This window comes from Virgibacillus necropolis (assembly GCF_002224365.1).
Classification (GTDB): Bacteria; Bacillota; Bacilli; order Bacillales; family Amphibacillaceae; genus Virgibacillus_F; species Virgibacillus_F necropolis.
Window position 1 is genome coordinate 2,101,759 of record NZ_CP022437.1, and the last position, 14,639, is coordinate 2,116,397.

Annotated in this window: 14 protein-coding genes; 12 read left to right on the plus strand and 2 right to left on the minus strand. The window is 37.7% G+C overall.

The window, feature by feature from the left end; translation table 11 throughout:
- Positions 1–8: 8 nt before the first annotated feature.
- A complete protein-coding gene (locus CFK40_RS09975) occupies positions 9–1,157 on the plus strand; it encodes an FtsK/SpoIIIE domain-containing protein (protein ID WP_089532167.1) in 1,149 nt (382 codons plus the stop codon).
- Complete coding sequence (locus CFK40_RS09980; RefSeq protein WP_227001908.1) at positions 1,096–1,686, plus strand: replication-relaxation family protein; 591 nt, start codon at positions 1,096–1,098, stop codon at positions 1,684–1,686. Before CFK40_RS09975 ends, CFK40_RS09980 begins: the two co-directional genes overlap by 62 nt.
- 321 nt (positions 1,687–2,007) lie before the next feature.
- Here CFK40_RS09980 and CFK40_RS09985 read toward each other — a convergent pair whose 3' ends face one another.
- The gene (locus CFK40_RS09985) at positions 2,008–2,247 is read right to left on the minus strand and encodes a DUF2627 domain-containing protein (protein ID WP_089532168.1); all 240 of its coding nucleotides are present in this window, start codon (positions 2,245–2,247) and stop codon (positions 2,008–2,010) included.
- Positions 2,248–2,510: 263 nt separating this feature from the next.
- On the opposite strand from CFK40_RS09985, the gene CFK40_RS09990 reads away from it, so the two are divergent.
- The 10 genes from CFK40_RS09990 (at position 2,511) to CFK40_RS10035 (ending at position 14,393) form a co-directional block, all read left to right on the plus strand.
- Entirely contained in the window at positions 2,511–4,583 is a 2,073-nt protein-coding gene (locus tag CFK40_RS09990) for a sigma 54-interacting transcriptional regulator (protein WP_089532169.1), read from the plus strand.
- 73 nt (positions 4,584–4,656) lie between these two features.
- Positions 4,657–5,559, plus strand: coding sequence for a phosphate butyryltransferase (gene yqiS / locus CFK40_RS09995; RefSeq protein ID WP_089532170.1), 903 nt, complete (start codon positions 4,657–4,659; stop codon positions 5,557–5,559).
- A gap of 12 nt (positions 5,560–5,571) precedes the next feature.
- Positions 5,572–6,666 carry a branched-chain amino acid dehydrogenase gene (gene bcd / locus CFK40_RS10000; protein ID WP_089532171.1) on the plus strand — a complete coding sequence of 365 codons (1,095 nt, stop codon included), beginning with the start codon at positions 5,572–5,574 and terminating at the stop codon, positions 6,664–6,666.
- A 35-nt stretch (positions 6,667–6,701) separates the two neighbouring features.
- Entirely contained in the window at positions 6,702–7,784 is a 1,083-nt protein-coding gene (buk, locus tag CFK40_RS10005) for a butyrate kinase (RefSeq protein WP_089532172.1), read from the plus strand.
- A gap of 249 nt (positions 7,785–8,033) precedes the next feature.
- A complete protein-coding gene (lpdA, locus tag CFK40_RS10010; protein ID WP_089532173.1) occupies positions 8,034–9,455 on the plus strand; it encodes a dihydrolipoyl dehydrogenase in 1,422 nt (473 codons plus the stop codon).
- An 18-nt stretch (positions 9,456–9,473) separates the two neighbouring features.
- Positions 9,474–10,466, plus strand: coding sequence for a thiamine pyrophosphate-dependent dehydrogenase E1 component subunit alpha (locus tag CFK40_RS10015; RefSeq protein ID WP_089532174.1), 993 nt, complete (start codon positions 9,474–9,476; stop codon positions 10,464–10,466).
- Positions 10,467–10,481: 15 nt separating this feature from the next.
- On the plus strand, positions 10,482–11,465 hold the full coding sequence (locus tag CFK40_RS10020; protein ID WP_089532175.1) for an alpha-ketoacid dehydrogenase subunit beta: 984 nt from the start codon (positions 10,482–10,484) through the stop codon (positions 11,463–11,465).
- A 22-nt stretch (positions 11,466–11,487) separates the two neighbouring features.
- Positions 11,488–12,765 (plus strand): dihydrolipoamide acetyltransferase family protein, encoded by a 1,278-nt coding sequence (locus CFK40_RS10025; protein ID WP_089532176.1) that lies wholly within the window; start codon positions 11,488–11,490, stop codon positions 12,763–12,765.
- A 93-nt stretch (positions 12,766–12,858) separates the two neighbouring features.
- On the plus strand, positions 12,859–13,290 hold the full coding sequence (locus tag CFK40_RS10030; protein ID WP_089532177.1) for a BrxA/BrxB family bacilliredoxin: 432 nt from the start codon (positions 12,859–12,861) through the stop codon (positions 13,288–13,290).
- 113 nt (positions 13,291–13,403) lie between these two features.
- Entirely contained in the window at positions 13,404–14,393 is a 990-nt protein-coding gene (locus tag CFK40_RS10035; protein WP_089532178.1) for an aromatic acid exporter family protein, read from the plus strand.
- A gap of 36 nt (positions 14,394–14,429) precedes the next feature.
- On the opposite strand, the gene prli42 is transcribed toward CFK40_RS10035, so the two are convergent.
- Positions 14,430–14,558, minus strand: coding sequence for a stressosome-associated protein Prli42 (gene prli42 / locus CFK40_RS20765; protein WP_152640118.1), 129 nt, complete (start codon positions 14,556–14,558; stop codon positions 14,430–14,432).
- Positions 14,559–14,639: the final 81 nt, after the last annotated feature.

Genomic DNA, 14,639 nt, shown 5'->3' on the forward strand with positions numbered 1-14,639 from the left:
GGGTCAACATGATTGTAGAATCAATCGGAATATCTTTATGTATTTCCGGATTGTTATTTTCAGCAGTTAGGAAGACCACACTAGACCAGCAGAAGATACAACATACTTTCAAAAATATTGATTATGACGCAAAAGGTTATGCACCTACATTGTTAAAGACAATCAAGAAGGATAGTTACTTCGAGTATGTTTATAACGTGCCTTACGGGTTAATCGATGATGATAAGCTACAGCCGGTACTCCAAAAGACGCTCGATAAACCCGTACACGTATATTTCGACGGCAAGCTACACGTTAGGGTGTACCACAAGAAACTAAAGGATCGATACAATTACGATATGTTCGAATCGCTAGGCGGCTGGACTATCCCCGTCGGAATGGCGCAGGAGGGGGTTGTATACCATGATTTTGATACTATCCCACACATGGTAGTAGCGGGGTCAACAACATGGGGTAAAACTGTATTCATGAAAATGTTAATGACGCATTTAATTGAAAACAATCCGGACGGCGTAGAGTTTTACATTCTTGACTTAAAAGGTGGTTTAGCTTTTCATCGTTACCGAAACTTAAAACAAGTCAAGGTAGTAGCTGGGGATTATAAGGAATCTGCAAAAGCGCTAAAAATGGTTAAGCGTGATATTAAAAAGGATATGGATTATTTAAAGTCAATTGATGCAGAAAACGCAAAGGAAGGAAATTTACCAACTAGGAAATTCATTATTATTGATGAAGCAGGAGAATTAAAACCAGAGAAAAGTATGTCAGATACAGATAAGGAATACGCTAAGGATTGTCAAAGCATAATGAACCATATCGCAAGGGTAGCTGGTCAAGTTGGTTATAAAATGATTTTTGGAACACAATACCCGACTAAAGAAATTCTTGACTCACAGATAAAGGCCAATGCTGTAGCTAGGGTGGCATTTAGATTAGTAACATCTGTTCAATCGGGGGTAGCAATAGATCAAAGCGGCGCCGAAACATTAGAATATCCCGGTAGAGCGATTTATAAAACAGTCAAAGAACATATTGTGCAAACTCCATTTATCACTAAATTTGAAATGCAGGAAAAACTAAGGAGGTATGAAGTCAATGATGATACAACAAGAGAAGAAAGCACAACGCCACGAACAGATACTATTACGATTGGATGAATTAACATACGCAACGCGGAAACAGCTACAAGTAATCGAAAAGCTAGGCGGCGATAGGAATGCGCACCGAATACTATATCAAATGGAGAAGGATAAAACGATTGCTAGCGTTAGGTACGAATACAAGATATATTACCTATCTAATCGCGGAAAGGATCGCATCGGTTCGAAGCAAGCCGAATTAAAAAAGGCGTGGATAACTCACTCGTTAATGCGGAATGATTTATACATCCGACTAGGGCAGCCGAGCGACTGGCGTAAAGAGGTCCCGATAGCATGGGGCGAAAATAAACTAATTCCGGACGCGACGTATAAAAGGCGAGGCGAGTTTCAGTTTATCGAAATAGATAACACGCAATCTATGCAGACGAACGTCGGTAAAATCGATAAGTATAAAGAGTTATCGCGGGTAGTATTCGGACAGTATAAGCACACGCCAACCGTTATATGGTATTCGTTATCGGAGGTGCGAAAGGGAAAGTTACGCGAGGCTTGCGAAAATGCAGGCGTGAAATATCGGATATATTAAGCAAATTGCAAAGTTTTGCACAGATAACGCTTGTCTTACCGGAAGTTATCGTTTACAATACAAACAACGTACACAAGTACGCTAACAAATAGATACCGTAATTTCGATAATGTACCGTTTATATTGTCCGACAAACAACCGCTAAACTAACGCTACACCTACCGTATAGGCTTATCGATAAACTACCGATGGAGACTAATAGTGAATTTATCGCAATGGTCGCTGACCGACTGCGTTTAGATTATAAAGCAAGTTAAGGTTAAAAAATGATGATTCTATTTAAATAGAATCATCATTTTTTTAACTTTTACTCCAATATTTTTAACTCTTCATAGTTGGGTTTTTCGCATTGTATTGCCGTTTTCTATCTCGATGCACGATAAATCCTCCAATAAAGGCAATACCGCCTATAAAAAGTATAAATCCGATAAAAAACTGAACGCCTAAATAAAAAAATATAGGATAAAGATCTTCAAATAACGAATCGCGCATTAGTTTTATACCATAGGCAGAAATAATTCCTGGTATGACCAGAAGTAAGACTGCAATAATTCGTATCATCTAGAAACTCCTTTAAGAAGATGTTCAAAAAGTCACCAAATGATAAATGGCGAATCTCTTCGTTACTCGGTTTTTCCGGTCCTCAAAACTCTCGTGCCTCGACCTTCTTATTTCTAATTCGGCGACTTTTTGAACACACATTTTAATTGTTTGTTGATTTAAGTATAGCAAAGCCCTTCTAAAATAGAAACTAATTTTCATTTGCCAAAACCTGCATGATAACGTACAATATATGTATGCAAAAAATTGCAAGGTGGGATAAAATGAAGCGTGTGCTGATTGTAGGTGCTGGAAAAGGTGGAAGTGCATTAATACAAATTTTATCTGAAACAGACCGAATGCAAATTGTCGGAGTAATCGACATAAAGGATCATGCCCAAGGTTTACAGCTTGCAAAAGAATATGGAATACATACAGATAATGATTGGAAAAGGTGGATGAATGATGATCTAGACATCATCATTGAAGCTACTGGCAAAGAAACAGTTTTAAAAGAAATAGTAGAAGCACGTAGTAAGAAGACTGTTGTTATACCGGGTTCTGTTGCCTATATTATTTCGGAATTAATGGATGAAAAAGAATCATTGCTTGAACAATTAAAGATGGAAATGACCAATCAAGAATTAATTCTTAATAATATTCGTGATGGAATGATTGTGGTTGACGAAAAAGGAATTGTCCAGTTTGTCAATGAAAGCGCTGAGCGAATCATAGGTATACCTAAATCAAATTTCGTAAACCATCCAGTAAAAGATGTGATTGAAAATTCCAGGCTACCGTTAGTGTTGAGAAGTCGTAAAAGGGAAGTAAATAGGAAGCTAATTCTTGAAAATGACAAAAAGATTATCACAACACGAATTCCTATTATAAACTCGTCAGATCAGTTAATTGGTGCCTTCGCTGTTTTTAAAGACATTACTGAAGTAGTGAATCTTGCTGAAGAGAATACAGACTTAAAAGAAATTAAAATTATGTTAGAGGCAATTATCCAATCGTCTGATGAAGCGATAACTGTCGTTGATGAAGATGGAAAAGGGATGATGATTAATCCTGCATATTCAAGGATAACGGGATTGTCTAAATCAGATATAATTGGTAAACCCGCTACTGTAGATATATCTGAAGGGGAAAGCATGCATATGAAAGTCTTGCAGACCCGCCGCCCTGTTCGTGGTGTACGAATGAAGGTTGGTTCAGCTAAAAAGGATGTACTTGTTAATGTTGCTCCTGTAATCGTTGATGGAAAGATAAAGGGTAGTGTTGGTGTATTACATGATGTATCAGAGATAAAATCGCTTACCAATGAATTAAGGCGAGCAAGACAAATCATTCGAAACCTGGAAGCTAAATATACGTTTGATGATATAATTGGCTCTTCGCCAGAAATGAAGCTATCCTTAGAGCAAGCAAAAGTAGGTGCGAAAACTCCTGCCACAGTATTACTTCGTGGCGAATCGGGAACTGGAAAAGAACTTTTTGCTCACGCCATTCATAATGAAAGTGATCGCAAACACAATAAATTTATTCGTGTAAATTGTGCTGCTATGCCAGAATCTATTCTAGAGAGTGAATTATTTGGTTATGAAGAAGGCGCTTTTTCAGGTGCAAAACGTGGTGGTAAAGAAAGTTTGTTTGAAGAAGCAAATATGGGAAGTATTTTTTTGGATGAAATTAGTGAATTATCTTTACATATGCAAGGAAAGTTACTGCGTGTGCTACAAGAAAATAAAATTGTGCGCGTTGGTGGTGAAAATCCTATAGCAATCAATGTTCGAATTATAACATCAACGAATGCTAATTTAGAAAAAGCAATAATGAAAAAAACGTTTCGAGAAGATTTATATTATAGATTGAACCGTTTGCCAATATTTATTCCATCTTTACTAGAGCGAATCGAGGATTTGTCTGAGTTAATTCCACATTTAATCCATAAAATAAACCAAGATTACGGACGGAATGTTCGTAAGATTGATCAAGAAGCGATGGATTTCCTTAAATCGTACGCTTGGCCTGGAAATGTCCGAGAGTTGGAAAATGTTCTAGGACGGGCCCTTATCTATATGGATAGTAATGACGAAATTATCAAATTGAAGCACATCCCAAGTTTGAATCCTGATAATACAATTCGGATACAAGATATCGAACGATTTGACATAAATCAGGGTACACTACAGGATGCAGTTGAACAATTTGAAGAGACATATATAAAACAGGTTTATCAAGCGAATCACTATAATAAAACAAGAACTGCAAAAGAATTAAATATATCAATTCGAAATTTATATTACAAAATGGATAAATATCGAATAGAAAAAGTGAACATACAAGATTTTTAGTAACGGTATGTAAGCTAATTATTAACTAAAGCGCTTACAAATTTAACGTTGGAAAGATGATTGGAGGCTCGATATGAATACGTTAGATGAATTAAAAAAAATGGCCAAAAATGATAATGAACACACTGTATCTGTTGCAAATGCAGCGGATGCGCAAGTGCTTAAGGCTGTTCGGGATGCAGTTAAAGAAGAATTATGCGCTTTTATTCTCTTTGGGAATAAAGACAGCATACAATCACTTTCCGGAAAGATTGGACTTGATTTATCTTCACCCAAGATAACAGTTGTATCTGAGGATTCCAATCCAGCTAGTGCGGCTGTTAAAGCGGTTCATGATAAAGAAGCCGATATTCTCATGAAGGGAAATGTTTCAACAAAGGATCTACTAAAGTCGGTATTAAACAAAGAGTATGGACTGCGGTCGGGGAAAGTTTTATCCCATGTAGCCCTGTTTGAAATACCAAATCAGGATCGGTTATTATTTTTAACGGATGCTGGTATGAATATTGCACCGACATTAATGGAAAAGGTTGAAATAATCAATAACGCTGTTAAAATAGCGCAGGCTATTGGAATTGACTGTCCAAAGGTTGCTGCTCTTGCTGCAGTTGAAGTGGTAAATCCTGCTATGCAAGCAACCGTTGATGCAGCAATGTTAACCCAAATGCAAAATAGAAATCAAATACATAATTGTATTATTGATGGCCCACTTGCATTTGATAATGCGGTGTCTAAACAAGCTGCTGAACATAAAAATATTCAATCAAAAGTAGCTGGATTAACTGATATTATCGCCGTTCCCACAATCGAGGTTGGAAACGCGTTATACAAATCTTTTATGTATTTTGCTAATGCTAAAGTAGCAGCAGTTGTAAGTGGTGCAAGTGCTCCAATTGTCTTAACTTCACGTGCTGATTCTGCTGAGAGTAAATTATACTCCCTATCTCTTGCATTAGTCTCATCAAAAAAATTCTAGGAGGAACAAACAATGGAAATTTTTACTTATATGGAGAAATATGATTACGAGCAATTAGTATTTTGTCAGGATAAAAACTCAGGACTTAAAGCAATCATTGCAATACATGACACAACACTGGGACCGGCACTTGGAGGTACTAGAATGTGGACATACAAATCTGAAGCAGAAGCAATTGAAGATGCACTACGCCTAGCAAAAGGTATGACATATAAAAATGCTGCAGCCGGCCTTGAATTAGGTGGTGGAAAAACAGTTATTATTGGGGACCCAAAAACGGATAAAAACCCAGAAATGTTCCGCGCATTTGGCCGCTATATTCAAGGGTTAAACGGTCGGTATATTACTGCTGAAGATGTTGGTACAACTGTCCACGACATGGATTTAATTCATATGGAAACTGATTTTGTAACAGGTATTTCACCTGAATTTGGATCATCAGGAAATCCATCACCAGTAACAGCCTATGGTATCTATAAGGGTATGAAAGCAGCAGCTATGGAGGCTTTCGGTAGTGACTCATTAGAAGGAAAAACGGTAGCTGTCCAAGGTATTGGTAATGTAGCATTTACACTATGTGAACATTTACATGAAGAAGGCGCAAACCTAATTGTTACAGATATTAATAAAGAAGCTGTAACACGTGCAGTTCATGCGTTTGGCGCAACTGCAGTAGACCCGGATGATATTTATGGAGTTGATTGTGATATTTATGCTCCATGTGCACTTGGAGCAACGATAAATGATGAAACAATTCCGCAACTAAAAGCAAAAGTTATTGCTGGTTCAGCTAACAATCAGCTTAAGAAAACGGTGCACGGTGATATTATTCATGAGAAAGGGATTGTCTATGCACCAGACTATGTAATTAATTCAGGTGGCGTAATCAATGTAGCAGATGAATTAAATGGCTACAATGCTAACAGAGCAATGAAAAATGTTGAAACGATTTATGATAGTTTATTAAAAATCTTTGCTATTTCTAAGCGAGATAATATTCCAACATATGTTGCAGCAGACCGTATGGCTGAAGAACGCATTGCATCAGTTAGAGCTTCCCGTAGTCAATTTTTGTTAAATGGACATCACACATTAAGCAGAAGATAAGGTAAAAATTGTCCTATAGACGGAGGTAAACAGCATTGCAACGACAAATTTTTCGTATTTTAGTAATAAATCCAGGTTCTACTTCAACAAAAATCGGTGTTTTTGATAATGAAACCTGTATCTTTGAAAAAACAATCCGTCACGATAGTAATGAGATCGCAAAATTCAATCGTGTAATTGATCAATATGATTTTAGGAAAAATGTTATTTTAGACCAATTGGATCATGAAGGAATCAACATTTCTAAATTAAGTGCTGTCTGTGGTCGTGGAGGCCTGCTGCGACCTATAGAAGGTGGAACGTATGAAGTTAACCCAGGAATGCTTGAGGATTTAAGGCAAGGATTTAATGGAGAACACGCATCTAATTTAGGTGGCATTATCGCCAACGAAATTGCTAATGGACTTAATATCTCTGCATACATTGTAGATCCGGTAGTGGTCGATGAATTTGATAGTATAGCACGATTGTCCGGTGTGCCTGAAATTCCAAGAAAGAGTATTTTTCATGCTCTCAATCAAAAAGCAGTTGCAAGAAAAGCTGCTAAAGATATTGGGAAAGCTTATGACCAGATCAACTTAATTATTACACATATGGGTGGAGGAATTACAGTTGGCGCGCATAAAAATGGCAAGGTAATTGATGTGAACAATGGCTTACACGGTGATGGGCCATTTTCGCCAGAACGTGCTGGAACAGTACCTGCTGGTGATTTGGTCGCACTCTGCTATTCTGGTCAATATTATCGAGATGAAATGATGAAGAAATTAGTCGGTCAAGGCGGGTTAATGGCCTATTTACAAACAAGTGATGCAGTAGAGGTAGAAAACAGAATTGAGAATGGTGACAAAGAAGCTACAGCAACCTATGAGGCGATGGCTTATCAGATTGCAAAAGAAATAGGGTCAATGAGCGCTGTGTTAGAAGGAAAAGTAGATGCAATCATTATGACTGGTGGTCTTGCTTATGGTAAGGCATTTATAGAAATGATTTCAAAACGGATTGATTGGATCGCAGATATTCTGGTCTATCCTGGCGAAAATGAGCTTCAAGCACTTACAGAAGGTACATTAAGAGTACTACGTAAAGAAGAAAAACCGAAAGTTTATCCTACCTAAGTAGAACAAAAGCGTAAGCGCCCGTTTATTGCCGTATGACCTGGAAGGCGCCGTATGAGATAAAGGAAACACGAAGAGCGTAAGCGATTAAGGACGTTCGACTTATGTCGAACTGTTATCGCAAGGAGGGCGCCTGAAGGGCACTAGGCAATGGGCGCTGGAGCTGGACGTGGCTGTTTACGTAGTTGAGTTATCCATAGGTTACGATTTTATAGTTTCCTAAGAAGTATAAAAAGGAGCGATTAATAGATGGCAAAAGAATATGATCTTGTCGTCCTCGGTGGAGGAACAGGAGGATATGTCGCTGCAATCCGAGCTTCACAGCTCGGATTACAGGTTGCAATTGTAGAGAAAGGCGACCTCGGGGGAACATGTTTACATCGTGGTTGTATACCTTCAAAAGCATTGCTGCGCAGTGCAGAAGTTTTAAAACAAACCAAAGAAGCTAGCCAATATGGTATCGATACAAAAGATACAACATTAAATTTTACAAAAGTACAAGAAAGAAAAGATAGTATTGTAAGTACGTTACACCAAGGTGTTCAAGGACTTATGAAAAAAGGGGAAATTGACGTCTTTGAAGGGTTTGGACGTATATTAGGACCAAGCATCTTTTCACCAATGCCAGGAACAATTTCAATCGAGTATGCAAATGGTGATGAAAATACAATGATTGTACCTAAAAATGTATTAATTGCAACTGGTTCCAAACCAAAGTCTCTTCCAGGTCTTGAAATTGATGGAACAAATGTCATGACATCTGATGAAGCACTTCAAATGGAAGAATTGCCAAAGTCAATCATTATTGTTGGTGGTGGTGTAATCGGAATTGAGTGGGCGTCTATGCTTGCGGATTTTGGTGTAGAAGTAACAGTTGTTGAATACTTAGATCAAATTTTGCCTACAGAAGATGATGCAATTGCCAAAGAGGTTGAAAAACTTCTGAAAAAGAAAACTATTACTTTTGTGAAAGGCGCTAAGGTTTTAGCTGATACATTATCTAGTGAAAATGGTATTACTATTGAGGCTGAAGTTAACGGCAAGAACGAAAGCTTCCAAGCGGATAAAATGTTAGTTTCAGTTGGACGTGAAGCTAATACGTCTAACATTGGGCTTGAAAACACAGACATAGTTGTCGAAAAAGGCTTTATTCAAACAAATGAGTTTTTCCAAACGAAAGAAACGCACATTTATGCAATCGGCGATGTTATTGGCGGAATGCAGCTAGCCCACGTCGCTTCACATGAAGGAATTGTAGCTGTAGAACATATGACTGATAAAGATCCATTACCACTTGACTATGAAAACATACCAACTTGTATTTATTCAAACCCTGAAGTTGCTAGTGTCGGTCTAACTGAAAAACAAGCAAAAGAAAAAGGGTTTGATATTAAGGTAGGCAAGTTTCCTTTTAAAGCAATTGGTAAAGCACTTGTTCACGGTGATTCAGAAGGTTTTGTTAAAGTTATCGCGGATAAGAAAACAGATGATTTATTAGGCTGTCATATGATTGGACCACATGTTACGGATATGATCTCTGAAGCTGGACTTGCAAAAGTATTGGATGCAACACCTTGGGAAATTGCGCATAGCATTCATCCACATCCAACCCTTGCAGAAGTAATGGGTGAAGCAGCATTAGCTGTTGATGGGAAACAGATACACGGTTAAAAAGAGGAGGGGCTATCAATGTCAAAAAATCGTCATGAGGAATTAGGGTTATCAGATGATCTAGTTTTAGAAATGTTTAGAACGATGCTTTTAGCTAGAAAGATTGATGAAAGAATGTGGCTCTTAAACCGAGCTGGTAAAATTCCATTTGTAATTTCCTGTCAGGGGCAAGAAGCGGCGCAAGTGGGTGCGTCGTTTGCATTAAATCGAGACGCGGATTATGTAGCTCCATATTACCGAGACATGGGAGTTGTTCTCGCTTTTGGGATGACAGCGAAGGACCTAATGCTATCTGGTTTTGCTAAACAAGAGGATCCAAACTCTGGCGGACGTCAAATGCCTGGACATTTTGGACAAAAGAAAAATAGAATACTTACTGGTTCATCGCCAGTAACAACACAGTTACCACACGCAGTAGGTGTTGGTTTAGCAGCAAAAATGGAGAAAAAAGATATCGTGTCATTAGTTACACTTGGAGAAGGTTCATCCAACCAAGGAGACTTTCACGAAGGATTAAACTTTGCTGGTGTACATAAACTTCCAGTAATTACCATGGTGGAAAATAATAAATATGCAATTTCTGTTCCAATTGAAAGACAAATTGCGGCTAAAAACGTTTCAGATCGTGCTATCGGTTATGGAATGCCAGGGATAACAATTGATGGAAACGATCCTTTAGCTGTTTATGAAGCAGTAAAAGAGGCAAGAGAACGCGCAATAAATGGTGAAGGCCCAACATTAATTGAAGCTGTCTCGTACCGTTTAACTGCTCACTCAAGTGATGATGATGATAGTCAATACCGGGAAAGCAAGGAAGTTGAAGAAGCGAAGAAAAAGGATTCCATTATTACATTTGCTGCTTATTTAAAAGAAATAGGAATTTTAACAGAAGAAATAGAAGAAAAAATGAACGAGGAAATCAGAGATATTGTTAATGAAGCTACCGATTATGCCGAGAATGCACCATACGCTGAACCAGAAAGTTCACTAAGATTTGTTTACGAAGAGTAAGGAGGGGACTGTAAAATGCCAGTAATGTCATATATTCAAGCTGTAACAACAGCATTAAAAGAAGAAATGCAACGCGACGAGAAGGTTTTTGTTTTAGGGGAAGATGTTGGTAAAAAAGGTGGTGTGTTCGGCGCTACTAAAGGTTTGTATGATGAGTTCGGTGACGCACGTGTTCTTGACACACCGCTTGCAGAGTCTGCGATTGCAGGTGTTGGAATAGGAGCTGCAATGTATGGAATGCGTCCAGTCGCTGAAATGCAGTTTGCTGATTTTATTATGCCCGCGGTAAACCAAATTATTTCGGAAGCGGCTAAAATTCGTTACCGTTCGAATAATGATTGGAATGTTCCAATGACTATTCGTGCGCCTTATGGTGGAGGAGTTCACGGGGCTTTGTATCATTCTCAATCTGTAGAAGCTGTGTTTGCTAATCAACCAGGACTAAAGATTGTTATGCCGTCAACTCCTTACGATGTAAAAGGGTTATTAAAAGCATCTATACGTGACAATGATCCTGTACTTTTCTTTGAGCATAAGCGAGCGTATCGTTTACTTAAAGGAGAAGTGCCAGAAGAAGATTACGTACTTCCAATTGGAAAAGCAGATGTTAAACGAGAAGGATCAGATGTTACCGTCATCACTTACGGTCTAGCTGTACATTTTGCGCTTCAAGCAGCAGAAAAATTGGCTGATGAAGATATTGACGTACACATTCTGGATTTACGAACCATTTATCCGCTCGATAAAGAAGGAATTATTGAAGCTGCTAAAAAGACAGGAAAGGTATTACTCATCACTGAGGATAATAAAGAAGGTAGTATTATCGGTGAAGTAGCGGCTATTATCGCTGAAAATTGCTTGTTCGATTTAGATGCGCCGATTCAACGTCTTGCAGGGCCTGATGTACCGTCAATGCCGTACTCACCAAAAATGGAAAAATACTTTATGATTAATCCAGAAAAAGTCGAAAAAGCAATCCGTGAACTAGCAGAATTTTAAGTGGAAAAAGGAGGGACTCTAGATGGCTTCTGAAAAAATAAATATGCCCCAACTGGGTGAAAGTGTAACAGAAGGAACAATTAGCTCTTGGCTTGTTGAAGTAGGTGATAAGGTTAACAAATACGATCCTATTGCTGAAGTAATGACAGACAAGGTGAATGCTGAAGTACCATCTTCTTTTACAGGTGTAATTAAAGAACTTGTTGCACAAGAAGGAGAAACAATTGAAGTAGGAGAATTAATGTGTTATATCGACACGGAAGGCGGTCCTTCGTCGGATGAAGGTTCTGCAAAGGAAGAACCTAAAGAATCTGAAAAGGCTGAACCTGCTGAAGAAGATACAAAAGATCAATCGATGAAAAAACGCTATTCTCCAGCTGTTTTACGAATGGCACAGGATAACGATATTGATTTAACACAAGTGTCCGGAACTGGAAAAGGTGGAAGAATTACCAGAAAAGATATTGAGAAAGTGATCGCTTCAGGTGATATGCCAAAAGCAGGTGAAACTAGTTCTGCACCAAAACAAACTGAGCAGTCTGAACAAACATCATCAAAAGTAAAAGCTGCGCCATCTGCCCCTGCACCAACTTCACAAGCCGGGGATATCGAAATTCCTGTGACAGGTGTTCGTAAGGCTATTGCACAAAATATGGTCCGTTCTACTACGGAAATCCCTCATGCATGGATGACCGTTGAAGTTGATGTTACAGATTTAGTAACGTATCGTAACAAGGTGAAAAATGAATTTAAACAAAAAGAAGGATTTGGTTTAACGTTCTTTGCCTTTTTCGTTAAAGCAGTCGCGCAAGCACTAAAAGAGTATCCGCAATTAAACAGTATGTGGGCTGGCGATAAGATCATTCAGAAGAAGGATATTCATTTATCCATCGCTGTAGCTAAGGATCAAGAATTGTTTGTACCAGTTATCAAACATGCTGACGAGAAAAGCATTAAAGGGATTGCCAAGGATATTTCCGAATTAGCTTCAAAAGCTCGCTCTGGTAAATTAACTTCTGCCGACATGCAAGGTGGAACGTTTACCGTAAATAATACTGGTTCATTTGGCTCGATTCACTCAATGGGTGTGATCAATCATCCGCAAGCCGCGATTTTACAGGTCGAATCAATTGTTAAACGTCCCATGATTGTGAACGATATGTTTGCTGCTAGAGATATGGTAAACCTATCACTTTCGCTTGATCATCGTATATTAGATGGTCTTGTATGTGGAAATTTCTTAGCACGCGTAAAGGAAATATTAGAGAATATGAACAAAGATACGACAAATGTTTATTAAGGTCAGTTAATTTGAATTGAAATCTGGGAATAAAATTGATAAGCTAGTTATAGTTTAGACACTACTATTTAAATTAAGGGGATGGATGTTCAGATGGACTTTAACCTATTTATGAATGATGTTGTTGATGTTGCACGTTCAGATATAAAAGAAGCCGGATATGAAGAGCTTTATACAAAAGAAGATGTAGATGCTGCGATGAGTCGAACGGGCACTACGTTAGTAATGGTCAATTCTGTATGTGGTTGTGCAGGCGGAGTTGCTAGACCTGCAGCAGCGAATGCAATTCATTATGATAAACGACCAGATCATTTAGTAACAGTTTTCGCTGGTCAAGATAAAGATGCAACAGAAAAGGCCCGTGAATATTTCGAAGGGTTTCCACCTTCATCACCATCCTTTGCATTCCTTAGAGATGGTAAAATTGTAACGATGTTAGAACGTCATGATATTGAAGGGTTTACAGCAGTAGATGTAGTAGGGAAGCTTCAAAAAGTCTTTGATGAACACTGTGAAGAAATATAAATGAACTAGACTTTTTCTAGTTACGATGAGGCTGTCTCTATTTTTGCGGGTCAGCCTCATTTTATTAATTATCCAAACACAGAATCTGACTCGAGGTAAAAGGAGATTGAACGGTGAAGATTGGTTATCGAACAATAAAAACTGCTATTGGAACTCCATTGGCTATTTCTATTGCCCAAGTGCTTGGATTAACAAATTTTGTTTCAGCGGGGATACTTACGCTGTTATGTATACAACCATCTAGAAAAAAGTCAGTATTAAGCGCATGGCACCGATTTTTAGCTTGTACAATTGCCATTTTGTTTTCCTACGTATTTTTCGAGACGCTAGGTTATAACCCAATTGTAGTTGGAGTTGTGTTTGCATTATTTATTCCTGTTACGGTATTTTTTAAAATTTCACCAGGGATTGCAACAAGCTCTGTCATTATTCTAAATTTATATAGCCTTGGACAAATTACATTAAATTTCATTGTTGATGAATTTTTATTAATTATAGTTGGGGTTGGAACAGCGCTTTTATTAAACTTGTATATGCCTAGTTTGGATAATAAATTAAAAAAGAAACAAGTGGAATTAGAACACAATTTCCAAGTGATTTTACAGGAAATTTCGTTATACATATGTGATAAGGATAAGATTTGGGATGGAAAAGAAATTACGAGAGCTGAAGAAATTTTAGAAGAGGCAAGTAATCTAGTTTCTTTGGATCGCGAAAATCACCTATTAAGAAGTAGTCACCCGTATTATGATTATTTTAAAATGAGAAAAAAACAGTTTGAACTATTAAAGAAAATGCTTCCACTTGTGAGTAGGTTACCTAAAACCGATAATTTATCAAATTTAATAGCTGAATTTTTTGAGAGCTTATCAGAGGCTGTACATCCAGGTAATACGGCAGCAATTTATTTGGAAAAGCTAAAAAACTTACAAGACGTTTTTAATCATGAAGAACTACCAACAACACGTGAGGAATTTGAAACGCGAGCAAATTTATTTCGTTTATTACGTGAAATAGAGGATTACTTAATCATCAAAAGGAAATTCAAAGAAAGCGATATTAGTGATACTGAAGGAAAAAAGAAAAAAGACCGGAATGGATAGTATTCCGGTTTCGATTTCTTATTTATTTTTTATTTATTATTGTACAAAAAGTGCAAGTCCTGCTGTTAAAGTTGATAATATCATAGCAAGTATCATAATGTAGATAATTACTTTTGTTCTTCGTTCTCGCTTGGACGCTTTTCTATGCGTTTGATTATTAGCCACATTTAATCCTCCTTAAAACCTAATACTTATTATATTTTATCGTTTATTTGGCTTTTGGACAAGTGATAGTAAAGAACCGTA

Coding starts and splice junctions, on each gene's coding strand:
- yqiS (WP_089532170.1), top strand. CDS start 4,657: ATGAATACGTTAGATGAATTAAAAAAAATGGCCAAAAATGATAATGAA.
- CFK40_RS10020 (WP_089532175.1), top strand. CDS start 10,482: ATGCCAGTAATGTCATATATTCAAGCTGTAACAACAGCATTAAAAGAA.
- CFK40_RS10025 (WP_089532176.1), top strand. CDS start 11,488: ATGGCTTCTGAAAAAATAAATATGCCCCAACTGGGTGAAAGTGTAACA.
- CFK40_RS09980 (WP_227001908.1), top strand. CDS start 1,096: ATGATGATACAACAAGAGAAGAAAGCACAACGCCACGAACAGATACTA.
- CFK40_RS10015 (WP_089532174.1), top strand. CDS start 9,474: ATGTCAAAAAATCGTCATGAGGAATTAGGGTTATCAGATGATCTAGTT.
- lpdA (WP_089532173.1), top strand. CDS start 8,034: ATGGCAAAAGAATATGATCTTGTCGTCCTCGGTGGAGGAACAGGAGGA.
- CFK40_RS09990 (WP_089532169.1), top strand. CDS start 2,511: ATGAAGCGTGTGCTGATTGTAGGTGCTGGAAAAGGTGGAAGTGCATTA.
- bcd (WP_089532171.1), top strand. CDS start 5,572: ATGGAAATTTTTACTTATATGGAGAAATATGATTACGAGCAATTAGTA.
- CFK40_RS10030 (WP_089532177.1), top strand. CDS start 12,859: ATGGACTTTAACCTATTTATGAATGATGTTGTTGATGTTGCACGTTCA.
- CFK40_RS09975 (WP_089532167.1), top strand. CDS start 9: ATGATTGTAGAATCAATCGGAATATCTTTATGTATTTCCGGATTGTTA.
- CFK40_RS09985 (WP_089532168.1), bottom strand. CDS start 2,247: ATGATACGAATTATTGCAGTCTTACTTCTGGTCATACCAGGAATTATT.